Origin of the sequence: Acidovorax sp. (assembly GCF_027492855.1) — a bacterium.
GTDB lineage: Bacteria > Pseudomonadota > Gammaproteobacteria > Burkholderiales > Burkholderiaceae_C > Acidovorax.
Genome location: NZ_JAPUDY010000099.1, coordinates 125353 through 146297, shown reverse-complemented (window position 1 = coordinate 146297; position 20945 = coordinate 125353). Strand labels below are relative to the sequence as shown.

At 66.6% G+C, this 20945-nt stretch carries 19 protein-coding genes; 14 read left to right on the top strand and 5 right to left on the bottom strand.

Annotated elements, in window-relative coordinates; genetic code table 11:
• Window positions 1–205: 205 nt before the first annotated feature.
• Together dtd and Q0105_RS18955 are read right to left on the bottom strand one after the other, a co-directional pair.
• Window positions 206–661 carry a D-aminoacyl-tRNA deacylase gene (dtd, locus tag Q0105_RS18960; RefSeq protein ID WP_298213980.1) on the bottom strand — a complete coding sequence of 152 codons (456 nt, stop codon included), beginning with the start codon at window positions 659–661 and terminating at the stop codon, window positions 206–208.
• Window positions 658–1608 carry a cation diffusion facilitator family transporter gene (locus tag Q0105_RS18955; protein ID WP_298213978.1) on the bottom strand — a complete coding sequence of 317 codons (951 nt, stop codon included), beginning with the start codon at window positions 1606–1608 and terminating at the stop codon, window positions 658–660. Before Q0105_RS18955 ends, dtd begins: the two co-directional genes overlap by 4 nt.
• Before the next feature lie 108 nt (window positions 1609–1716).
• Here Q0105_RS18955 and Q0105_RS18950 point away from each other — a divergent pair, with 108 nt between their 5' ends.
• The 4 genes from Q0105_RS18950 (at window position 1717) to Q0105_RS18935 (ending at window position 5214) form a co-directional block, all read left to right on the top strand.
• Window positions 1717–3255, top strand: a complete 1539-nt coding sequence (locus Q0105_RS18950; RefSeq protein ID WP_298213976.1) for an ATP-binding protein — start codon at window positions 1717–1719, stop codon at window positions 3253–3255.
• Window positions 3252–3881 carry a response regulator gene (locus Q0105_RS18945; protein WP_298213974.1) on the top strand — a complete coding sequence of 210 codons (630 nt, stop codon included), beginning with the start codon at window positions 3252–3254 and terminating at the stop codon, window positions 3879–3881. The genes Q0105_RS18950 and Q0105_RS18945 overlap by 4 nt, the downstream gene beginning before the upstream one ends.
• Before the next feature lie 132 nt (window positions 3882–4013).
• Window positions 4014–4508, top strand: a complete 495-nt coding sequence (locus Q0105_RS18940; RefSeq protein ID WP_298213972.1) for a heme-binding protein — start codon at window positions 4014–4016, stop codon at window positions 4506–4508.
• 16 nt (window positions 4509–4524) lie between these two features.
• Entirely contained in the window at window positions 4525–5214 is a 690-nt protein-coding gene (locus Q0105_RS18935; protein ID WP_298213969.1) for an ankyrin repeat domain-containing protein, read from the top strand.
• 70 nt (window positions 5215–5284) lie between these two features.
• On the opposite strand, the gene dbpA is transcribed toward Q0105_RS18935, so the two are convergent.
• Entirely contained in the window at window positions 5285–6703 is a 1419-nt protein-coding gene (gene dbpA / locus Q0105_RS18930) for an ATP-dependent RNA helicase DbpA (RefSeq protein WP_298213967.1), read from the bottom strand.
• Window positions 6704–6797: 94 nt separating this feature from the next.
• Between dbpA and Q0105_RS18925 the strand changes: the two genes are divergently transcribed.
• From Q0105_RS18925 to Q0105_RS18910, 4 genes are all read left to right on the top strand, one after another.
• The gene (locus Q0105_RS18925) at window positions 6798–8861 is read left to right on the top strand and encodes a bifunctional diguanylate cyclase/phosphodiesterase (protein ID WP_298213965.1); all 2064 of its coding nucleotides are present in this window, start codon (window positions 6798–6800) and stop codon (window positions 8859–8861) included.
• A gap of 46 nt (window positions 8862–8907) precedes the next feature.
• Window positions 8908–10389 carry an AMP nucleosidase gene (locus Q0105_RS18920; protein WP_298213963.1) on the top strand — a complete coding sequence of 494 codons (1482 nt, stop codon included), beginning with the start codon at window positions 8908–8910 and terminating at the stop codon, window positions 10387–10389.
• A gap of 23 nt (window positions 10390–10412) precedes the next feature.
• A complete protein-coding gene (locus Q0105_RS18915) occupies window positions 10413–11552 on the top strand; it encodes a GGDEF domain-containing protein (RefSeq protein WP_298213961.1) in 1140 nt (379 codons plus the stop codon).
• Between the two features lie 62 nt (window positions 11553–11614).
• The gene (locus Q0105_RS18910; RefSeq protein ID WP_298213959.1) at window positions 11615–12556 is read left to right on the top strand and encodes an ATP-binding cassette domain-containing protein; all 942 of its coding nucleotides are present in this window, start codon (window positions 11615–11617) and stop codon (window positions 12554–12556) included.
• A gap of 69 nt (window positions 12557–12625) precedes the next feature.
• On the opposite strand, the gene purT is transcribed toward Q0105_RS18910, so the two are convergent.
• Window positions 12626–13828 carry a formate-dependent phosphoribosylglycinamide formyltransferase gene (gene purT / locus Q0105_RS18905; protein ID WP_298213957.1) on the bottom strand — a complete coding sequence of 401 codons (1203 nt, stop codon included), beginning with the start codon at window positions 13826–13828 and terminating at the stop codon, window positions 12626–12628.
• 101 nt (window positions 13829–13929) lie between these two features.
• Between purT and Q0105_RS18900 the strand changes: the two genes are divergently transcribed.
• On the top strand, window positions 13930–14778 hold the full coding sequence (locus Q0105_RS18900; protein WP_298213955.1) for an ABC transporter permease: 849 nt from the start codon (window positions 13930–13932) through the stop codon (window positions 14776–14778).
• A 15-nt stretch (window positions 14779–14793) separates the two neighbouring features.
• Here Q0105_RS18900 and Q0105_RS18895 read toward each other — a convergent pair whose 3' ends face one another.
• The gene (locus Q0105_RS18895) at window positions 14794–16383 is read right to left on the bottom strand and encodes a GMC family oxidoreductase N-terminal domain-containing protein (protein WP_298213953.1); all 1590 of its coding nucleotides are present in this window, start codon (window positions 16381–16383) and stop codon (window positions 14794–14796) included.
• A gap of 116 nt (window positions 16384–16499) precedes the next feature.
• Between Q0105_RS18895 and Q0105_RS18890 the strand changes: the two genes are divergently transcribed.
• The 5 genes from Q0105_RS18890 (at window position 16500) to Q0105_RS18870 (ending at window position 20935) form a co-directional block, all read left to right on the top strand.
• Window positions 16500–17348 (top strand): 3-hydroxybutyryl-CoA dehydrogenase, encoded by an 849-nt coding sequence (locus Q0105_RS18890; RefSeq protein WP_298213951.1) that lies wholly within the window; start codon window positions 16500–16502, stop codon window positions 17346–17348.
• A gap of 222 nt (window positions 17349–17570) precedes the next feature.
• Window positions 17571–18032: a MarR family transcriptional regulator gene (locus Q0105_RS18885; protein ID WP_298213949.1), complete on the top strand. Its 462-nt coding sequence runs from the start codon at window positions 17571–17573 to the stop codon at window positions 18030–18032.
• A 76-nt stretch (window positions 18033–18108) separates the two neighbouring features.
• On the top strand, window positions 18109–18525 hold the full coding sequence (locus Q0105_RS18880) for an organic hydroperoxide resistance protein (RefSeq protein ID WP_298213947.1): 417 nt from the start codon (window positions 18109–18111) through the stop codon (window positions 18523–18525).
• A gap of 197 nt (window positions 18526–18722) precedes the next feature.
• Window positions 18723–19484, top strand: a complete 762-nt coding sequence (locus Q0105_RS18875; RefSeq protein WP_298213945.1) for a metallophosphoesterase family protein — start codon at window positions 18723–18725, stop codon at window positions 19482–19484.
• Window positions 19481–20935 (top strand): bifunctional serine/threonine-protein kinase/universal stress protein, encoded by a 1455-nt coding sequence (locus tag Q0105_RS18870; protein WP_298213943.1) that lies wholly within the window; start codon window positions 19481–19483, stop codon window positions 20933–20935. The genes Q0105_RS18875 and Q0105_RS18870 overlap by 4 nt, the downstream gene beginning before the upstream one ends.
• Window positions 20936–20945 lie beyond the last annotated feature (10 nt).

Here is a 20945-nt window from a genome sequence, read left to right as displayed (position 1 = left end):
CCCACAAGGTCCGAGGAGGCGACAGAGGCCCGGCAGACAGGTCAGTGGTGGATTCAGTCACGGCTGGGCAGGGAGATGGCTCAGAGGATAAGAAAAGCGGCTGTCCGAGCCTACAGACATTGCGCAGGACTCACCCGCGCAGCCCGGAACATGTGCCCTCTAACGAGGGATATGCGGGCTGCAAGAACGCAGCGGCTGGCCAGTCTCATGCCACCGCGGCAGGCGCGATGCGCAGCGGTATCGTCACCGGCCCGTCGTTGACCAGGTGCACCTGCATGTCGGCGGCGAACTGGCCCGTCTGTACCACGGGGTGCGTGGCGCGCGCACGGGCCACGAAGTAATCGAACAGCCGGCGTCCCTCGTCGGGCGCAGCGGCCTGGCTGAAGCCGGGGCGGTTGCCGCCCGAGGTGTCGGCGGCCAGGGTGAACTGGCTGACCAGCAGCAGGCCGCCCGCCACGTCCTGCACGCTTTTGTTCATCTTGCCCGCATCGTCCGAGAAGATGCGCAGCTTGAGGATCTTGGCCAACAGCTTGTCGGCCTCGGCCTCGGTGTCGCCGCGCTCGGCACACACCAGCACCAGAAGGCCTGCGCCGATGGCGCCCACGGTCTGCCCTTCCACATCGACACGTGCTTCGCGCACACGTTGCAAGACACTGATCACTTCACTTCATCCTTTGGGTCGTCACGGGGGTCATCAAAATGCGCCTCCACATCGGTGGGCAGCAGCTCGATGGTGGCACGCAGGCCGGGCACGGCGGCCATCAGCGCACGCTCGACCTGGCCACGCAGCTCGGCGGCGTGGCGCAAAGTCCAGTGGGCGGGCATGTGCAGGTGCATGTCCACAAACTGGCGCTGGCCTGCGCGGCGGGTCGATACATGGTCGAACCGCACGGCGCCGGGGGCCTGGGTTTGCACAAACTGCTGCAGCGTGGCGTCGATGGTGGCCTGCACCTCGGGTTCCACGGCCGAATCCATGAGCCCCTGGGACGAGCGCCAGACCAGCGCCACGCCCTCTTTCAGGATGTTGAGGGCCACGGCAATCGCCGCCACCGCGTCCAGCCACAGCCAGCCGGTGAGGGCTGCGGCGGCAATGCCCACCAGCACCCCGGCCGATGTCCACACGTCGGTGAGCAGGTGGCGGGCATCGGCCTCCAGCGCGATGGAGCGGTGCTCACGCGCCGAGCGGAACATCACCCATGCCAGCACACCATTGAGGGCCGAGCTGAGCACTGACAGGCCCAGGCCCCAACCCACCTGCTCGATGGGCTGAGGTGCCATCAGTCGGTGCACGCCCGCCCACAGAATGCCCCCCGACACACCCACGATAAGGATGCCCTCAAACCCCGACGAAAAATACTCGGCCTTGTGGTGGCCGTAGGGGTGGTCTTCGTCGGCAGGGCGCGCCGCCACCGTCACCATGGCCAGCGCAAACATGGCACTGGCCAGGTTCACGAACGATTCCATCGCATCGGACAACAGCCCCACCGAGCCCGTGACCACCCAGGCCAGCGTCTTGAGCGTGATGGTGACCACCGCCACGGCCACCGAAGCCCACAGCAGGTTGCGGGGCGTGAGCCAGGGGTGGGATGCGGACGGGGGTGACAACATGGGCCGAGTGTGAAGAAAACCGAAACAAAGGCGGATCCGGAATTACACCAGAGCCCAAGCGCTGCCTACCCGGCAGCTACCGCCCGGGCCCCATGCCAGAATCCGCGCATGTCCCAGGCATGGCGCCGCCGCATTTTCTCTCCACCACGCATCCCCGGCCTGTGGCTCTGGGCCCTGGTGGCCTGCGCTGGTGCGGGTTGGCTGGTGGCCGCGCGCCTGCAGCAGCTGCAGGCGGCTTTTGAGACCGATGCGCGCATCGTGCACCGCCTGCTGAGCCAGCGCGTGGTGCAGCACGACGCCATCATGGCCACGCTGGTGCTGCTGCAACCGGCCGCTGCGGCAGGCCATGAAAACAGCACAGCAACCTCCTCGTTGCCCCGCTTGCCCTCGGTGTACCCACAAATCCTGGCGGTGCTCCAGCGCACGGCCGAGGGCGGCTGGCCTGCCGCGCTGCAGGCCGACCTGTCGGCCGCCGAGGCCACGTCGCGCCGCACCGGCCATGCCGCCATGGCGGCGCTGGACCTGGAAGCGGGGCGCTACTACCTGGTGCTGGCCGGCCTGCCTGCCAGCTATGCGCTGCACATCGACCTGCGCACCACCATTCCGGCCGACGAATGGCCGATGGACCTGGCCACCAGCCCCGTGCGCGTGACGCTGGAACGGGATGGCCAGGCCTTTGTGGTGCAAAACGGCCGCACCTCCCCCATGGCATGGAGCCGCAGCGATGACTTTCACAAGCTCCTGGCCTCCCCCAGCCAACCCCTCACCGTGGTGGCGCAGCGCAGTGTGGGCCTGCACGAGCTTCCCTGGTGGGGCATGCTGGGCTGGTGCGCGCTGACCGCCGCGCTGTGGGCCGCAGGCCGCGCACTGCGGCGCCAGCGCGTGGCACGCCAGCGGGCCGAGGAACTGCTGCGCCTGGGCCAGGTGGCGCGCCTGAACACGCTGGGCGAGCTGGCCGCAGGCATGGCGCACGAGTTGAACCAGCCGCTGACCGCCTTGCTCTCTAGCACCCAGGCGGCGCAGCGCCTGCTGGCCGATGAGCCCCCCGACCTCTCTACTGCCCAAACCGCCATGGCCCGCGCGGTGGAGCAGGCCCGCCGCGCCTCCACTGTGGTGGGCCGCCTGCGCCGCCTGGTAGAGCGCCCCGACCTGGCGGCCCAGGCCCAGCCGCTGGCCCTGCCCGCCGCCGTGCACGACGTGCTGCACCTGCTGGAGCCCGAGCTGGCCCAACGCGGTGTGGTGCCCGAGGTCAACACCACCGCTGACCTGCCGATGGTGCTGGCCGAGCCCGTGGCGCTGCAGCAGATCGTGCACAACCTGCTCATGAACGCCCTGCAGGCGCTGGAGCAAGTGCCGCCCGCCGAACGCCGCCTGCGCATCACCCTGCAACCGGCAGACGCAGGGCATGTGGCCCTGTCGGTGCGCGACCACGGCCCCGGCATTCCGCCCGAGGCGCGCCAACACCTGTTCGAGCCCTTCTTCACCACACGCAGCGGCGGGCTGGGGCTGGGCCTCACGCTGTGCGAAAGCCTGGCCCAGGCCATGGGTGCCCAACTGGCCCTGGCGCCCGAGGCGCCCTCCGCAGAAAACCGGGGCGCCGAGTTTGTGCTGACCCTGCCCACCGCACCGCCTGCCCGCCCCCAATGATTGAAAGCGCCCCTTCCCTCTCGCCCCTGATTCACCTGGTGGACGACGACGCCGCCGTGCGCGAAGGCCTCGGCCTGCTCATCAGCACCGTGGGCCTGCGCGTGCAGGCCTGGGCCGATCCGCAAGCCTTCATGGCCGGGTTTGACCGCGCCAGCATCGGCGCCATCGTGCTCGACGTGCGCATGCCGGGCATCAGCGGCCTCACCGTGCTGGAGCAGTTGCTGGCACAGGGCGTGGACCAGCCCGTGATCCTGCTCACCGGCCACGGCACGGTGGAGATGTGCCGCCGCGCCTTCAAGACCGGGGCAGCGGAGTTTCTGGAAAAACCGGTGGATGACGAGGTGCTGATCGAGGCCCTGCAGAACGCCGTGCGCCAGCATGTGCGCTCGCGCGAACGCCACCAGGCCGACCAGCAAGCGCGTGAACGCTTTGCACAGCTCTCGGCCCGCGAGCGCGAAGTGCTGGGCCTTATCGTCGAGGGCCTGACCAACAAGGAGATCGGCCGGGCGCTGGAGCTCTCGCCCCGCACGGTGGAAACACACCGCGCGAACCTGTTTGGCAAGCTGGGGGCGGAGTCGCTGGCGCAATTGATACGGCGGTATGCGGCGCTGGTGGATGCACATTGAATCGACCGGGACTGCGTATTTCTACGGAGCCTTGCGCGTAGCCGCCCGAATGGCTGAAAACGGCGGCGATTTCTACAGTTCTCCCACGGCGCCACAAGCAGTGGCGCTGGCCCAGAAACACCGGAGAACACCATGCAAAGCACCCTCGTCAAAGCCGCCGCCCTCACCCTGTCCCTGATCGCCACCGCCGCCAGCGCCGAAGGCGTGCGCACCGAAAAGAACATGTCGTTGGACCTGGCCACGCAGATCGCCGCCCAGACCGTGGCCACCTGCACCGCCAACGGCTACAACGTGACCGCCACCGTGGTGGACCGCGCAGGCACCGTGCGCGCCGTGCAGCGTGCCGACAATGCCGGTCCCCACACGCTGGAAGCCAGCCGCCTGAAGGCCTACACCTCGGCATCGGCCAAGAACACCACGCTGGCCATCATGGAAGGCTCGCAAAAGAACCCCGCCGCCGCCAACCTGGGCCAGATCCCCGGCTACCTGCTGCTGGGCGGCGGCGTGCCGGTGAAGGTGGGCAACGAAGTGATCGGCGCCGTGGGCGTGGGCGGTGCACCCGGCGGCCACCTGGACGAGCAATGCGCCCTGGCGGGCATCGCCAAGGTGCAAGATCTGCTCAAGTAAGCCCACGGGAGGCCCCATGACGCACTGGAACCTTGCCATCGCACTGGCGGCCGCCCTGGCCTGCGCCGCGCCCGCCCCAGCACAGGTGCCTCCCACGGCCTCGGAAACTGCGGCTTACCAGGGCCTGCATGCGGCGGCGGCCCAGGGCAACCAGCCAGCGCTCGCCAAGCTGCTGGCCGCGCGGGCCGAAGTGAACGCCCGCGATGCCTACGGCCGCACGCCGCTGCATGTGGCCACCTTTGCCCGCCAGCACGGCGTGATTCGCCTGCTGGCGCAGGCCGGGGCCGATCTGAACGCGCTGGAAAGCGACCGCTACGACGCGGTGACCATTGCCGCCGTGGCCGACGACGAGGCCACGCTGCGCCTGCTGCTGCAACTGGGCGCCAGCGCCACACAGGTGACCAGCCGCTACGACGGCACGGCCCTCATCGCCGCCGCCCACTTGGGGCACGACGGTGTGGTGCGTCAGTTGATCGCCGCCAGCGCGCCGCTGGACCACGTGAACAACCTGCACTGGACAGCGCTCATCGAATCCATCGTGTTGGGCAACGGCGGCCCACGCCACCAGGCCACCCTGCAGGCCTTGTTGCAAGCGGGCGCCAGCCAGGCCCTCACCGACCGGCAGGGCAACACGCCGCTGCAACTGGCGCGCCAGCGGGGCTACACGGCCATGGTGCAGATGCTGGAGCAAGCGGCACGGCGCTGAGCGCGCTTTGCCGAATCACTATCAAAAGTATAGCTACCAGCGCTTGATCAATAAGCGCTAGCAGCCAATTTCACTCAAACTCTTGTGTTGCCGGTACCAACCGCGCCTTGACGCTCTTGCCCTTGACCCGGCCGCTGTTGAGCCGTGCCACGGCCTGTGCGCCGATCGCGCGGTCCACCGCCACGTAGGTCGAGAAGTCGTTCACGTTGATCTTGCCAACCTGCTCGCGGGTGTAGCCCATGTCGCCGGTCAGCGCGCCCAGCACGTCGCCCGCGCGGATCTTCTCCTTGCGCCCGCCAATGATCTGGATGGTGGCCATGGGTGGCACCAGCGGCCCGCTGCCGGTGGGCGTGAGGTCGGTCAGCGGGAACCAGCGCGATTCGCGGCCCTGCAGTTGTTCGATCTTGCCCACGCTGCCCATCTCGTCCATGCTGGCCAGGTTCAGCGCCAGGCCTTCGGCGTCGCCCCGGCCCGTGCGGCCGATGCGGTGGATGTGCACCTCGGGGTCGGGTGTCACGTCCGCGTTGATCACGGCGGCCAGGTTGGCGATGTCGAGGCCGCGCGCGGCCACGTCAGTCGCCACGAGCACCGAGCAACTGCGGTTGGCAAACTGCACCAGCACCTGGTCGCGCTCGCGCTGCTCCAGCTCGCCAAACAGCGCCATCGCGCTGAAGCCCTGGGCCTGCAACACACCCACCAGGTCGCGGCACTGCTGCTTGGTGTTGCAAAAGGCGATGGACGACTCGGGCCGGAAGTGGTTGAGCAACTGCGACACCGCGTGCAGGCGCTCGCTGTTTTTCACCTCGTACCAGCGCTGCTCGATCTTGCCCTCGGCATGCTGGGCCTGCACCGTGATCTGCTCGGGCGCCTTCATGAACTGGGCGCTGAGCTTGGCAATGCCCTCGGGGTAAGTGGCCGAGAACAGCAGCGTTTGCCGCTCTTTGGGGCACTGGCGCGCCACGGTGGCGATGTCGTCGAAGAAACCCATGTCGAGCATGCGGTCGGCCTCGTCGAGCACCAGGGTGTTCAGCGCCTCCAGCGTGAGGTGCTGGCGCGTGAGGTGGTCCATCACGCGGCCGGGCGTGCCCACCACGATGTGCGCGCCATGCTCCAGGCTCAGCATCTGGCCGCGCAGCGGCACGCCGCCGCACAGGGTCACGACCTTGATGTTCTCTTCGGCCCGTGCCAGGCGGCGGATTTCAGTGCTCACCTGGTCGGCCAGTTCGCGCGTGGGGCACAGCACCAGGGCCTGCACCGCAAAGCGGCGCGGGTTGAGGTTGGCCAACAGCGCCAGCGCAAAGGCAGCCGTCTTGCCGCTGCCGGTGCTGGCCTGGGCGATCAGGTCCTTGCCCAGCAGCGCGGGCGGCAGGCTGGCCGCCTGAATGGGTGTCATTTGCAGATAGCCCAGTTGTTGCAGGTTGGCCTGCATGGCGGGGCTCAGGGCCAGCGCGCTGAAATCAGTGCTGGCTTTTTGGGATGGGGTGGTCATCGGCTGATTATCCAGCCCAGAATATCCGGACAACTACCTTGATCAAACACGGGGTCTATCGGCTATAACCGAAGGCACAAGCACCGAGCGGGACATGCCAGAACCACCCCATTCAGACCATGCCCCTGGCCCAGGCGGTACCAGCGACTCGCTGCTGCGCCTGATCGCCGATTCGGTACCGGCCTTGATGGCCTATTACGACGTGCCCGGCCTGCGCTGCCAGTTCGCCAACCAGGGCTACGCGGCCTACAACGGCCACAACACCCAATCCATCATCGGCCTCACCGTGCAGGAGGCCATCGGCGACAAGGCCTGGCAGGCCATCCTGCCGTATGTAGAGCGCTCGGCCAACCGCCAGCACGTCACCTACACGCGCGAGCAGACCCTGCCGAACGGCGAGGTGCGCATGATCGAGGTCAATTTGATTCCGCACTTTGGCGAGGGCGGTGACCAGATCGGCTCGTTCGTGCTGATCAACGACATCACCGAGCGTTGGCGTGCGGAATTGGCCGTGCGGCAGAGTGAAGAGCGCATGCGCAAGTTCACCGAAGCCACCGACGAAGCCATCGTGTTCCACCGCGACGGCCTCATCACCGATGGCAACGAGGCCTTGAACCGGCTCACCGGCTACGCGCTGCATGAGGTTCTGGGCCTGTCCATCTTCAGCTTCATCAGCCCCGAATGGCGCGCCACGGCGCTCGACTACACACGCAGCGGCCGCGAAGACCCTTACGAGATCAGTATCCGCCACAAGGACGGCCACACCATTCCTGTAGAGGTGGTGGGCAAAACCATGCCCCTGCGCGGCGCGGACTACCGCATCGTGGTGGTGCGCGACATCACGGCCCGCAAACAGGCCCAGGAGCGCGAGGCCTTCATCGCCCTGCACGACACGCTGACGCAGTTGCCCAACCGGCATTTCCTGATGGAACAACTCTCGCAGGTGCTGTCGCTGGCGCGCAGGCGCCGTGGCTGTGTGGCCGTGTTGTTCGTGAACCTGGACTACTTCAAGACCGTGAATGACTCGCTGGGCCACCATGCGGGCGACCAATTGCTGCGCAGCGTGGCCGAGCGCCTGCGCCAGGGCGTGCGCGATGCCGACGTGGTGGCGCGGCTGGGCGGCGACGAGTTTGTGGTGGTGCTCACCGAAGTGCAACACCCAGACGACGTGGCCAAGGTGGCCGACAAGCTGCTGGCCGCGATGCACGGCGTGTTCATGGTCAACCAGTTGCCGATCACCATCTCGCCCTCCATCGGGATCAGCCTGTTCCCCGAACACGGCGCCAGCGCCGACGCCCTGCTGCGCTGCGCCGATGCCGCCATGCACCACGCCAAGGACAGCGGGCGTGGCAACCACCAGCTTTATGCCTCCAGCATGAAGGCCAGCGCCTTCGACGTACTACAGCAGGAGCGCCTGCTGCGCGAGGCCATTGCCAACAACCATTTCGTTTTGCACTACCAGCCCCAGATTCGCCTAGCAGACGGCTCGCTGCAAGGCCTTGAAGCCCTGGTGCGCTGGCGGCACCCCGACCGGGGTTTGGTGGGTCCGGACGAGTTCATCACCTTTTCCGAATCGCGTGGACTCATCACCCCGATCGGCCGCTGGGTGATGCGCGAAGCCTGCCGCCAGCTCAAGGCCTGGCAGGACCAGGGGCTGGCCATGGTGCCCATGGCAGTGAACTTCTCCGCCCTTGAGTTCCGCCAGCGCGACGTGGCAGCCGAGATCGCCACCGTGCTGCAGGAAACCGGCCTTGCACCGCAGTATCTGGAGATAGAACTGACCGAGTCCGTGCTCATGCACCAGACCGACCAGGTGCTGGACACCCTCAATGCGCTCAAGGCCCTGGGCGTGGGCATTTCCATCGACGACTTCGGCACGGGGTACTCGTCTCTGGCCTACCTCAAACGCTACCCCATCGACAAGCTCAAGATCGACCGCTCCTTCGTGGCCGACATCCCGGACAACGCCGACGACGTGGCCATCGTCACCGCCATCATCCAGATGGGGCACAGCCTACAGCTCAGAACCGTGGCCGAAGGGGTGGAGACACAGGCGCAGAAGGAGCTGCTGGCGAGGCTGGGCTGCGACCTGATACAGGGGTTCATTCAGTCGCCCCCCCTGGATGCCGACGCCATGAAAGGCTGGCTGCGCCGATAAATGCCTTTTTGCAAGCGCTGCCTTCTGGCTTGTGGACAATAGGGAAATGCCCCTCATCCCCGACTTCATCGCCCCCACCCGCCACACCGATCCGGCCGACGCGCTGGCCCAGGTACAACGCATTTACCAGCAGCAAATCGGCCATCTGCGCGACGCCATGCAGCGTTTTGTGGCGGGCGAGACACCCGAAGGCCCGGTGCGGGCCTTCTACCCCTTTGTGCGCGTGCACACCACCACCGTAGCGCGCGCGGACACCAAGCTGGCCTATGGCTTTGTAGAAGGCCCCGGCCGCTACGAAACCACGCTGACCCGGCCCGACCTGTTTGCCCACTACTACGCCGAGCAGTTCCGCCTGCTGCGCGCCAGCCACAACGTGGAGCTGGAGGTGGGCACCAGCACCCACCCCATTCCCATTCATTTCTCGTTCGCCGAACACGACCACATCGAAGGCACCCTGACCCCGGCCCGCCGCATGCTGATGCGCGACATCTTCGACCTGCCCGACCTGGCCGCCATGGACGACGGCATTGCCAACGGCACGTGGCAGGCCGCTCCTGGCGAAGCGCAGCCGCTGTCGCTGTTCACCGCGCCGCGCGTGGACTACTCGCTGCACCGCCTGCGCCACTACACCGGCACGGCGCCCGAGTGGTTCCAGAACTTCGTGCTGTTCACCAACTATCAGTTCTACATCGACGAGTTCGTTCGTCTGGGCCATGCCGAGATGGCCAAGCCAGACAGCGAGTACATCGCCTTTATCGAGCCCGGCAACGTGGTCACGCGCCGCGTGGGGCTGATCGCCCAGTCCGGCGACGAGCTGGGTGTGGCCCCGCCGCGCCTGCCCCAAATGCCCGCCTACCACCTGGTGCGTAAGGACGCGAGCGGCATCACCATGGTCAACATCGGCGTGGGCCCGGCCAATGCCAAGACCATTACCGACCACATCGCCGTGCTGCGCCCTCATGCCTGGATGATGCTGGGCCACTGCGCGGGCCTGCGCAACAGCCAGCAACTGGGCGACTACGTGCTGGCCCATGCCTACGTGCGCGAGGACCATGTGCTTGACGAAGACCTGCCGCTGTGGGTGCCCATCCCGGCGCTGGCCGAGATCCAGCTCGCGCTGCAGCAGGCGGTGGCCGATGTCACGCAGATCAGCGGCGCAGACCTGAAGCGCGTGATGCGCACCGGCACCGTGGCCAGCACCGACAACCGCAACTGGGAACTGCTGCCCGACAACACGCCCCAGCGCCGCTTCAGCCAGAGCCGCGCTGTGGCGCTGGACATGGAAAGCGCCACCATCGCGGCCAACGGTTTCCGCTTTCGTGTGCCCTACGGCACCTTGCTGTGCGTGAGCGACAAGCCCCTGCACGGCGAGATCAAGCTGCCCGGCATGGCCAACCATTTCTACCGCGAGCGGGTGGACCAGCACCTGCGCATCGGCATGCGCGCCATCGAGATCCTGCGCAACGGCGGCGTGGATCGGCTGCACAGCCGCAAGCTGCGCAGTTTTGCCGAGGTGGCCTTTCAATAGGCAAAACCAGCGCGATTCAGCCCATGTCGCTGGACTTCCTCACGCTGGTCGCCGTCATGGTGGCCAACCTGTTCATGCTGGCGGCAGTTTTGCCCTTCATCATGGGCAGCGAAGTGAGCCGTGCAGCGCGCTATGTGCAGGCCAGCCTGCTGCTGCAAGCCGTGGGCTGGGCCGCGATCATCGTATCCCCCTCGCTGTGGCCCCAGGCACTCGCCACCCTGTCGATCGCCTTCTATGCAGCAGCGCAATGGGTGCTGTACCGCGCGCTGGAAGAATGGCTGGGTCCGCGTCCGCTGCGCGGCCTGTTGCTGGCGCTGGTGATTGCGACACCACTGGGCTACACGCTGAGGTTTGACCACTACGCCTGGCGTGTGGGGTGGTCCAACGGGCTGTTGACCGTCATCCTGTGCATCGTGGCAAGGGCGACGATGACGCCCCGGACCGAATCGGACTGGCGCTGGCGCACCCTGTTGATGGGCAGCCTGCTGACATCCGCCGCCTTCACACTGGCACGCGGCGTGCTGGGTGCCTTTACCGACCTGTACCCCAATTTTCGCGCACCCCATCCCGTCAACCTGGCTGCCGCCTTGACCACCAATGTGAGCCTGGTGCTGGGCACCGCAGCCCTGATGGTGGCCTGGCGCTCGGAAACCGTCCAGAAGCTGCGCACCCTGGCCATGACCGATGGCCTCACGGGCCTGCTCAACCGGCGCAGCTTCACCCAGCAAGGCGACAGCCTGCTGGCCCAAGCTGCCCGCCACCAATTGCCCGTAACGGCACTGATGCTGGACATCGACCACTTCAAGAAGATCAACGACACCGGTGGCCACGAGGCTGGCGACCGCGCCCTGCAGCTCTTTGCGCGCCTGCTTGCAGACACCTGCCGCAACGGCGACCTGGTCGGCCGCCTCGGCGGCGAAGAGTTTGGCGTGCTGCTGCTGCACAACCATCCATCGGCGGGCCTGGCATTGGACCAGCGCCTGCGGCGGCGCCTGCGCGCGGCCAGCATGACGGAACTGGGCTTTGCGCTGGACTACAGCGCTGGAATGGCCGTGCGGCAATCCGGCGAAGCCGATCTGGCCGCATTGATGGCGCAGGCAGACCGCGCGCTGTACGAAGCCAAGACGGCGGGCCGTGCCCGCCTGGTGGCGGCAGCAGACTGAACAACCAAAAGTACCTGCGCCAATCTGCCTTGCGCACACATCACACGCAACCCAACACCCCCATGACCGCACTCTTTGAAGCCCTGAACCTGCGCAAACGCTATGGCAACGCCACGGTGGTCGACGATGTCTCGTTCGCCATCGCCCCCGGCGAATGCCTGGGCGTCATCGGACCCAACGGCGCGGGCAAGACCACCACCATCCGCATGTGCTTGGGCCTCACCGCGCCCGATGGCGGGGCGGTGCATTTCATGCCCACACCCGATGCCGCGCCGCTGCACATGCCACGCGATGCGCTGGCCATCAAGGCGCAGTTGGGCGTGGTCACGCAGTTCGACACGCTGGACCCGGACTTCACCTGTGCCGAGAACCTGCGCGTGTTCGGCCGCTACTTCGGGATCAAGGGCCCCACCATGGAGGAGCGCGTGCCCCGCCTGCTCGAATTTGCCGCGCTCACCCACAAGGCCGACGCCAAGCCCGGCGAGCTGTCGGGGGGCATGAAGCGGCGGCTGTCGCTGGCACGCGCGCTCGTCAACGACCCGCGCCTGCTGCTGCTGGACGAGCCCACCACCGGCCTGGACCCGCAGGCGCGCCACCTGATGTGGGAGCGGCTGCAGTTGCTGTTGCAGCAGGGCAAGTCCATTTTGCTGACCACCCACTTCATGGACGAGGCCGAGCGCTTGTGCTCGCGCCTTCTGGTGCTGGACCATGGCAGAAAAATCGCCGAAGGCCGCCCACGCGCGCTGATCGCCGAGCACCTGGAGCCCGACGTGGTGGAGGTGTTTGGGGTGGGCGCCGTCAAGATGGCCGAAGAGCCCGCGCTGCGCGCCCTCGCCGCCCGTGTGGAGGTCAGCGGCGAAACCGTGTTTTTCTACACCCAGAACGCCCAGCCGCTGCTGCAGGCGCTGGGCCAGCATGGCCACCTGCGCACCCTGCACCGGCCCGCCAACCTGGAGGACCTGTTCCTCAAGCTCACGGGGCGGCAGATCCGCGAGGATGGCTAATAAATACTATAAAAATCATAGCTGCCAGCGCTTATTTATAAATCGCTAGCAGCCATTTTTGCTTGAAATCTACGCTTTACGAGGCTTGACTTTGCTGGCCGCCAGCTTGGCATTGCCACGCGCGATGTCCACGTCCTCGGCGCGCGCCAGCGCCACGCCCATGCGGCGCTTGGCAAAGCTCTCGGGCTTGCCGAACAGGCGCAGGTCGGTGTCCGGCACGCGCAAGGCTTCTTCCACACCGTCGAAGACGATGCCCACGGCGTCCACGCCACCATAGATCACGGCGCTGGCGCCGGGGTTGCGCAGGCGGGTGTCCACGGGCAGGCCCAGGATGGCTCGGGCGTGCAGCTCAAACTCGCTCTGGTGCTGGGTGCACAGGGTGACCAGGCCGGTGTCGTGCGGGCGCGGGCTCACTTCGCTGAACCAGACGTTCTCGCCCTTCACGAACAGTTCCACACCGAAAAGCCCCTGGCCGCCCAGGTTGTCCGTCACGGCCTTGGCGATCTGGCGCGACTTTTCGAGTGCGGCCGGGTGCATGGGCTGGGGCTGCCAGCTTTCCACATAGTCGCCGCTCACCTGCACGTGGCCGATGGGGTCGCAGAAACTGGTGACGATCTGGCCGTCTGCCCCCACCGAACGCACGGTGAGCAGGGTGATTTCATAGTCGAAGTCGATAAAGCCCTCGACGATCACGCGGCCGTGGCTCACGCGGCCACCGGCCATGGCGTAGTCCCAGGCCTTTTGCACGTCGGCGGGGCCGTCGATCTTGCTCTGGCCCTTGCCCGAGCTGCTCATCACGGGTTTGACGATGCAGGGGTAACCGATGCCCGTGTCGATCGCCGCCTGCAACTCTGCCAGCGAATCGCAGAACTTATAGGGGCTGGTGGGCAGCCCCAGGGTTTCGGCGGCCAGCACGCGGATGCCTTCGCGGTCCATGGTCAGGCGCGCAGCGCGGGCCGTGGGGATCACGCGCACGGTGCCCGCAGCCTCCAGCTCTTCGAGCATGGGGGTGGCAATGGCCTCGATCTCAGGCACCACCAGGTGGGGCCTTTCGGCTTCGACCAGGGCCTTGAGCTGGGCCGGGTCGCTCATGGTGATGGTGCGCGCATGGTGGGCCACCTGCTGGCCGGGGGCGTTGTCGTAGCGGTCCACGGCGATGGTTTCCACGCCCAGGCGCTGCAGCGCGATCAGCACTTCCTTGCCCAGCTCGCCCGAGCCCAACAACATGACTTTGGTGGCGTGGGGGGACAAAGGGGTTCCGAGGGTGGTCATGGGAGGTTTTCCAGAAAAAAGAAAATGTGGCAGCAAGAAAGGCCAAGGCCATCGGCCAACTTTAATACATGGATTGCGCACCGACGCCGCACAATAAGCGCATGCCGACCGCACCCTCATCCCAGCCGCCACAAGCCCTCACTGCGGCCCCGTCGCCCCCGTCCGTCTGGCGCCCGCCCCACCTGTCGGCGCGCTGGTGGCCCGTTTTTCTGCGCAATCTGCTGGTGTGGCGCAAGCTGGCTATTCCCAGCCTGGTGGGCAACATCGCCGAGCCGCTGATGTGGCTGGTGGCCTTTGGGTACGGCATGGGGGCGCTGGTGGGCAGCCTGGAGGTCAGTGGCCAGAAGGTGCCTTACATCCTGTTCCTGGCCAGCGGCTCGATCTGCATGAGCGCGATGAATGCGGCGAGCTTCGAGGCGCTGTACTCGGCCTTCTCGCGCATGCATGTGCAAAAGACCTGGGACGGCATCATGAACGCGCCCGTGAGCCTGGACGACGTGGTGCTGGCCGAGATGCTGTGGGCGGCGTTCAAGGCGCTGTTCACCGTGACCGCCATCCTGGGCGTGATGCTGGCGCTCTCGATCAGCCACAGCCCCAAGCTGCTGGTGGCCTGGCCGGTGCTCCTGTGCGTGGGGGTGATGTTCTCCAGCATCGCGCTCATCTTCAACGCGCTGGCCAAGGGCTACGACTTTTTTACCTACTACTTCACGCTGGTGCTCACGCCGATGATGTTCCTCTCGGGCGTGTTCTTTCCGCGCGAGCAACTACCGCCCATCGTGCGCGCCATCTCCGACTGGCTGCCGCTGACCAACGCGGTGGAGCTGGTGCGCCCGCTGTTCATGGACCAGTGGCCCACCCAGCCCTGGCGCCACGGCCTGGTGCTGGTGGTGACCACGGTGGTGGCGTTCTGGGTGGCGCTGGCGCTTACGCGCAAGCGGTTCAAGGCCTGAAAAACCGGCAAGTCCCTACGCGGCCGCGCGCAGCAGGTCCACCGCCTTTTCGGCAATCATCACCGTGGGCGCATTGGTGTTGCCGCTCACGATGCGCGGCATGATGGACGCATCCACCACGCGCAGGCCCAGGACGCCATGCACACGCAGCTCGGCGTCCACCACATCCAGCGGGCCGGGGCCCATGCGGCAACTGCCCACGGGGTGGTAGATGGTGTCGGTGTACTGGCGCAGGAACTGCTCGATCTGCGCATCGGTCCGGGCACCGGCTGAGGCTGCCAGCTCCTTGGCACCAAACTTCGCTAGCGCGGGCTGATCCAGGATCTGGCGGGTGAGCTTGAAGCCACGCACCATGCGCTGCAGGTCTTCGGGGTCGGCCAGGAACTGCGGGTCCACCAGCGGCAGGGCCATGGGGTCGCTGCTGGCCAGCGACACCGTGCCACGGCTCTTGGGCTGCAGCAGGCACATGTGGGCCGAGTAGCCGTGGCCGAACACGGTCTTGCGCCCATGGTCCACCAGCTTGCCGATCACGAAGTGCAACTGCAGGTCGGGTGCGGCCTCGGACGGATCGCTCTTGATGAAGCCCCCGGCCTCGGCAAAGTTGGTGGTGAGCATGCCGGTGCGATGCTTGCGCCATTCAAAGATACCGCGCACCGTCTGCGCCATGCCCGCGAGCGACAGACCGAAAAGATCCTTGAGCTTGGGCGCATCCAGAACCTGCACCACGTCCGGGTGGTCGTGCAGATGCTGGCCCACGCCCGGCAAGTCGTGCCGCACGGGAATGCCGTGCTGCTGCAACTGCGCGCCCGGCCCCACGCCCGACAGCATCAGCAACTGCGGCGAGAGCAGTGCGCCCGCGCTCAGCAACACCTCGCGGTTGGCCTTGACCTGGTGCAGCGCACCGCCCTGGCGGTATTCCACGCCCACCGCACGCTTGCCGTCGAACAACACGCGCGTGGCCTGCGCCCCGGTGATGACCTGCAGGTTGGGCCGCGCGAGGTGCGGCGTGAGATAGCCCTTGGCGGCGCTGTGGCGCTCGCCGTTCTTGTGCGTGACCTGGTACATGCCCACGCCCTCTTGCGTGGCGCCGTTGAAGTCGGGGTTGTGCGGATACCCCGCCTGCACGCCCGCTTCGGTGAAATAGTGGCTGAAACGGTTGGGCGCACGCAGGTCCGCAACGTTGAAGGGGCCGCCCTGGGCATGCCAGGCGTCGGCGCCGCGCTCGTTGTGCTCTGACCGCAGGAAATAGGGCTTCACGCCCTCCCAGTCCCAACCGGGGTTGCCCTGGGCAGCCCAGTGGTCGTAGTCGGCATGCTGGCCACGGATGTAAACCATCGCGTTGATGGAGCTGGAGCCGCCCAGCACCTTGCCACGCGGCTGGTAGCCCTGGCGGTTGTTGAGCCCGGCCTGCGGCGTGGTGCGCAAGCCCCAGCCGTTGAGCTCGAACTTGGCCATCACGGCCAGCCCCGCAGGGCAGTGGATGAGCACGCTTTTGTCAGCAGGCCCTGCCTCCAGCAGGCAGACCCGGACGGCGGGGTCCTCGGTCAGGCGCCCTGCAAGCACCGAGCCCGCCGAGCCGCCGCCTACGACGATGTAATCGAACATGCTGTTTTGTCTCCTGTGCCGCTCATTACGGCGGTGTGCGGGCACGATAACCGAACGAGCGTGCGATTCGCTTTACCATGTTGCCCGTCTGTTTCACTTTGAAGAGAGCTCTCTATATGACGATTCAAACCGTTGGCATCATCGGCGCCGGCACCATGGGCAACGGCATTGCGCAGGCTTGCGCGGTGTCAGGCATCAACGTGGTGATGGTGGACATCTCCGATGCTGCAGTGCAAAAAGGCCTGGCCACCGTGGCGGGCAGCCTGGACCGCCTGATCAAGAAAGAGAAGATCAGTGCCGCCGACAAGGACACGGCCCTGGCCCGCATCAAGGTCTCTACCAGCTACGACGACCTGAAGGCCGCGCAACTCGTGATCGAGGCCGCCACCGAGAATTACGAGCTCAAGCTCAAGATCCTGAAGCAGGTGGATGCCATCGTCCCGCCCGAGGTCATCGTGGCGTCGAACACCTCGTCCATCTCCATCACCAAGCTGGCCGCCGCCACCAGCCGTGCCGACCGCTTCATCGGCATGCACTTCTTCAATCCCGTGCCCATGATGGCACTGGTGGAGATCATCCGCGGCCTGCAGACCTCCGACGCGACGCACGACGCCGTGAAGGCGCTGGCCGAGGCCCTGGGCAAGAGCCCCATCACCGTGAAGAACGCGCCCGGCTTTGTGGTCAACCGCATCCTGGTGCCCATGATCAACGAGGCCTTCTTCGTGCTGGCCGAGGGTCTGGCCACACCCGAGGACATCGACGCAGGCATGAAGCTCGGCTGCAACCAGCCCATCGGCCCGCTGGCGCTGGCCGACATGATCGGCCTTGACGTGTGCCTGGCCGTGATGGACGTGTACCTCACCGAGTTCGGCGACAGCAAATACCGCCCCTGCCCGCTGCTCAAGGAAATGGTGGCCGCCGGGCGCCTGGGCCGCAAGACGGGCCAAGGCGTTTACAGCTATTGATTGGATAAAAAATGGGCTCTAGCGCTTGATACATAAGCGCTAGAAGCTTCACTATTGATAGCAAATCCACGCTCAGCAGCGCAGCCCCAGGGCTGTGTCTGCAGCGCGCGCAGATAGCACTGACAGGGGATTGGCGCCCACCCCGGCGCCAATCCCCTTTCGCAAACAGCAGTTTTGGCAATTCAATTGCACACAATTTAATTGCCAATCACAATTCACCCTATGCATAGCCCCCAAGCAGCCCACACCCCCAGCCCGCCCACCCTGTGGCTGGACAACCAGGTCTGCTTTGCGCTGTATTCCGCCTCGCTGGCGATGACCAAGCTCTACAAGCCGCTGCTTGATGCCGTCGGCCTGACCTACCCCCAATACATCGTGATGCTGGTGCTGTGGGAACAAGACGGCCTCACGGTGTCCGAGCTGGGCGAGCGCCTGTTTCTCGACTCGGGCACGCTCACGCCGCTGCTCAAGCGCCTGGAGGCCTCGGGCCTCATCACCCGCCTGCGCGATGCACAGGACGAGCGCCGCGTGCGCATCAGCCTCACGGCGCCTGGCCGGGCGCTGCGCGACCAGGCCGAGCGCATTCCGCCCTGCGTGCTCGAAAGCAGCCAGTGCTCCATCTCCGAGCTGACCACCCTGACCACCGAGCTCAGGCTACTGCGCGACCGCCTTAGCCAGCGCTGACGGCGCCCTGGCAGCACACCCAACACCGATTCCCTCCACCGCCCGCCTGTGGGCAACAACCTCCAAGGAAGACACCATGACGCAACTCGAAAAAGTTCTGTACACCGCCAAGTCCCACGTGACCGGTGGCCGCGATGGCGCCGCCAAGACCGATGACGGCCGCCTGGACGTCAAGCTGTCCTCGCCCGGCACCTCGGGCACCGGCACCAACCCCGAGCAACTCTTCGCCTCGGGTTACGCAGCCTGCTTCATCGGCGCCATGAAGGCCGTGGGCGGCAAGATCGGTATCCCCGTGCCACAAGACGTGTCTATCGACGCCGAAGTCGACCTTGGCCCCATCCCCAATGCCTACGGCATCGCCGCCCGCCTGGCCATCAGCCTGCCCGGCCTGGACAAGGCCACGGCCCAGAAGCTCGTGGACGCCGCCCACCAGGTCTGCCCCTACTCCAATGCCACGCGCGGCAACATCGACGTGACCATCACGCTGGTGTAAGCCACGGCGCCTCGGGGTTGGCGGGCCATGGCCCAGTAGCCCTGCCGCGCACAATTGCTATTAAAATCATAGCTGCTAGCGCTTATTGAATAAGCGCTAGCAGCTATTTTCTTATGAAATAACTACACCATCGCGGCGGGCGCGATTGCAAGCTGGCGTTCAGCCACAGGCGCGATGATGGGCACGGAGACAAAAACATGAAGACCGCCCTCCTCTCCGATATTCACGCCAACCACCAGGCCCTGGCCGCCTGCCTGCAGCACGCCCGCGCCCAGGGCGCCGAGCAGTTCGCTCTGCTGGGCGACCTGGTGGGCTACGGCGGCGATCCCGTGGCGGTGGTCGAGCAGGTCGAGGCCCTGGTGCAGCAGGGCGCCCTGGCCGTGCTGGGCAACCACGATGCCCTGGCGCTGGCCCCGCCCGCCACGCCGCGCAACCGTGGCGAAATGGGCGCGCAGTGGACACACGACCACCTGGGCGCGGCGCACCTGGCCTTTTTGCAATCGCTGCCGCTCACCGCCCGCCTGGGACAAAGCGCGCTGCTGGTGCACGCCAGTGCAGATGCGCCCGAGCAATGGCGCTACGTGATGGACTCCGACGCCGCCGAGCGCAGCATGACGGCAGCCCAGGCCATCGACCCCACCATCCGCTACGTGTTCAGCGGCCATGTGCACGAACATTCGCTGTACTTCCTCACACCCACCGCCAAGCTCATGCGTTTTTCGCCCGAGCCCGGCGTACCCGTGCCCGTGCCGCCGCACCGCCAGTGGCTCGCCATCGTGGGTTCGGTGGGCCAGCCGCGCGATGGCGACGCACGCGCCATGTATGCGCTGTTCGACGATACAGCGCAGCAGATCACCTTTCACCGCGTGCCGTACGACCACCTGGCCGCCGCAGCCGCCATCCGCGCAACAGGCGGCCTGCCCGCCTTCTACGCCGACCGCCTGGAACACGGCCAATGAAACTGCTCACGCCCGGCACCGAGATCGACGGCTTTCGCGTGGTGGACTGCATCCACGCGGGCGGCATGGCCCACATCTACGCGGTGGAATACGCCCAGGCGGGCCGCAATCCCGGCTTTCCGATGGCGATGAAAATCCCGCGCATGACAGCGGGCGACGGCGCCGAGAACATCGTGAGCTTCGAAGTTGAGCTGCAGATCCTGCCCGTGCTCAGCGGACCGCACGTGCCGCGCTTCGTGGCCGCAGGCGACCTGATGCGCCTGCCCTATCTGGTCATGGAATACATCCCCGGCCAGACGCTGCAGCACTGGCTGGATGCGCCCGTGCGCGCCGACACCGCCACCATCGCGCAACTGGGCGCCGCCACCGCCCATGCCGCACACAGCCTGCACCAGCAGAACGTGTGCCACCTCGACCTCAAGCCCGCCAACGTGCTCATCAAGGCCGACGGCAGCGCCGTGCTGCTGGATTTCGGCCTGTCATGCCACGCGCACTACCCCGACTTGCTGGCCGAGGAGATGCGCCAGGCCGTGGGCTCGCCCGCGTGGATCGCGCCCGAGCAGGTGGTGGGCGTGCGCGGGGACCCGCGCAGCGACATCTTCGCCATCGGCGTCATGCTGTACGAACTGGCCACGGGCGAGCTGCCCTTTGGCGCCCCCACCACCAGCGGCGGCCTGCGCCAGCGCCTGTGGATGACGCCCGCGCCACCGCGCAAACACCGCGCCGACATTCCGCCCTGGCTGCAAGAGATCATCCTGCGCTGCCTGGAGCCCGAGGCATCCCACCGCTATCCCTCGGCCGCCCACCTGGCGTTTGACCTGACCCACCCCGAGCAAGTACCCATCACCGACCGAGGCGAACGCACCGAACGCACACCGCTGCGCACCCATTTCAAGCGCTGGCTGCGTGCAGCGGGCATGCAATACACACCCAGCCCCCTGCCCTCGCAGCAGATCGAAGACACGCCCATCCTCATGGTGGCCGTGCCCCACACCGACGTGAGCGATGCCACGCTGTACTCACTGCGCCAGGCCGTGGCCCGCTCGCTGGGCATACGCCCCGGCGCGCGGCTGGCCTGCGTGACAGTGATCTCGCCCGGCGCCAGCAGCACCAGCGACAGCAACCGCAGCGAAACCACCCTGCACCGCCAGCACATGGCGCGCCTGCGCCAATGGACCCAGGGGCTGGACCTGAGCGGCCATGCCGTGAGCTACCACGTGCTCGAAGCGGGCGACGTGGCCCAGGCGCTGGTGCGCTACGCCGCCAGCAACCACGTGGGCATGATGATTTTGGGCGCAGCCACGCACGGGCTGCAAACCCAGCGCTTCATCGCCACCGTGCCCATGCGCGTGGCGCGCGATGCGCCCTGCACCGTGATCCTGGTCAAACAGGCGCTGCCGTTCGAGCAATTGCGGTTCGTCGATCAGCCAGAAACGTCGGCTTTTTCATAAAAGCAGTACG

Bases quoted from the DNA above. Each gene is read 5' to 3' on its own strand.
- Q0105_RS18955 (WP_298213978.1), bottom strand. From the start codon at position 1,608: ATGTTGTCACCCCCGTCCGCATCCCACCCCTGGCTCACGCCCCGCAAC.
- Q0105_RS18950 (WP_298213976.1), top strand. From the start codon at position 1,717: ATGTCCCAGGCATGGCGCCGCCGCATTTTCTCTCCACCACGCATCCCC.
- Q0105_RS18945 (WP_298213974.1), top strand. From the start codon at position 3,252: ATGATTGAAAGCGCCCCTTCCCTCTCGCCCCTGATTCACCTGGTGGAC.
- Q0105_RS18940 (WP_298213972.1), top strand. From the start codon at position 4,014: ATGCAAAGCACCCTCGTCAAAGCCGCCGCCCTCACCCTGTCCCTGATC.
- Q0105_RS18935 (WP_298213969.1), top strand. From the start codon at position 4,525: ATGACGCACTGGAACCTTGCCATCGCACTGGCGGCCGCCCTGGCCTGC.
- dbpA (WP_298213967.1), bottom strand. From the start codon at position 6,703: ATGACCACCCCATCCCAAAAAGCCAGCACTGATTTCAGCGCGCTGGCC.
- Q0105_RS18925 (WP_298213965.1), top strand. From the start codon at position 6,798: ATGCCAGAACCACCCCATTCAGACCATGCCCCTGGCCCAGGCGGTACC.
- Q0105_RS18920 (WP_298213963.1), top strand. From the start codon at position 8,908: ATGCCCCTCATCCCCGACTTCATCGCCCCCACCCGCCACACCGATCCG.
- Q0105_RS18915 (WP_298213961.1), top strand. From the start codon at position 10,413: ATGTCGCTGGACTTCCTCACGCTGGTCGCCGTCATGGTGGCCAACCTG.
- Q0105_RS18910 (WP_298213959.1), top strand. From the start codon at position 11,615: ATGACCGCACTCTTTGAAGCCCTGAACCTGCGCAAACGCTATGGCAAC.
- purT (WP_298213957.1), bottom strand. From the start codon at position 13,828: ATGACCACCCTCGGAACCCCTTTGTCCCCCCACGCCACCAAAGTCATG.
- Q0105_RS18900 (WP_298213955.1), top strand. From the start codon at position 13,930: ATGCCGACCGCACCCTCATCCCAGCCGCCACAAGCCCTCACTGCGGCC.
- Q0105_RS18895 (WP_298213953.1), bottom strand. From the start codon at position 16,383: ATGTTCGATTACATCGTCGTAGGCGGCGGCTCGGCGGGCTCGGTGCTT.
- Q0105_RS18890 (WP_298213951.1), top strand. From the start codon at position 16,500: ATGACGATTCAAACCGTTGGCATCATCGGCGCCGGCACCATGGGCAAC.
- Q0105_RS18885 (WP_298213949.1), top strand. From the start codon at position 17,571: ATGCATAGCCCCCAAGCAGCCCACACCCCCAGCCCGCCCACCCTGTGG.
- Q0105_RS18880 (WP_298213947.1), top strand. From the start codon at position 18,109: ATGACGCAACTCGAAAAAGTTCTGTACACCGCCAAGTCCCACGTGACC.
- Q0105_RS18875 (WP_298213945.1), top strand. From the start codon at position 18,723: ATGAAGACCGCCCTCCTCTCCGATATTCACGCCAACCACCAGGCCCTG.
- Q0105_RS18870 (WP_298213943.1), top strand. From the start codon at position 19,481: ATGAAACTGCTCACGCCCGGCACCGAGATCGACGGCTTTCGCGTGGTG.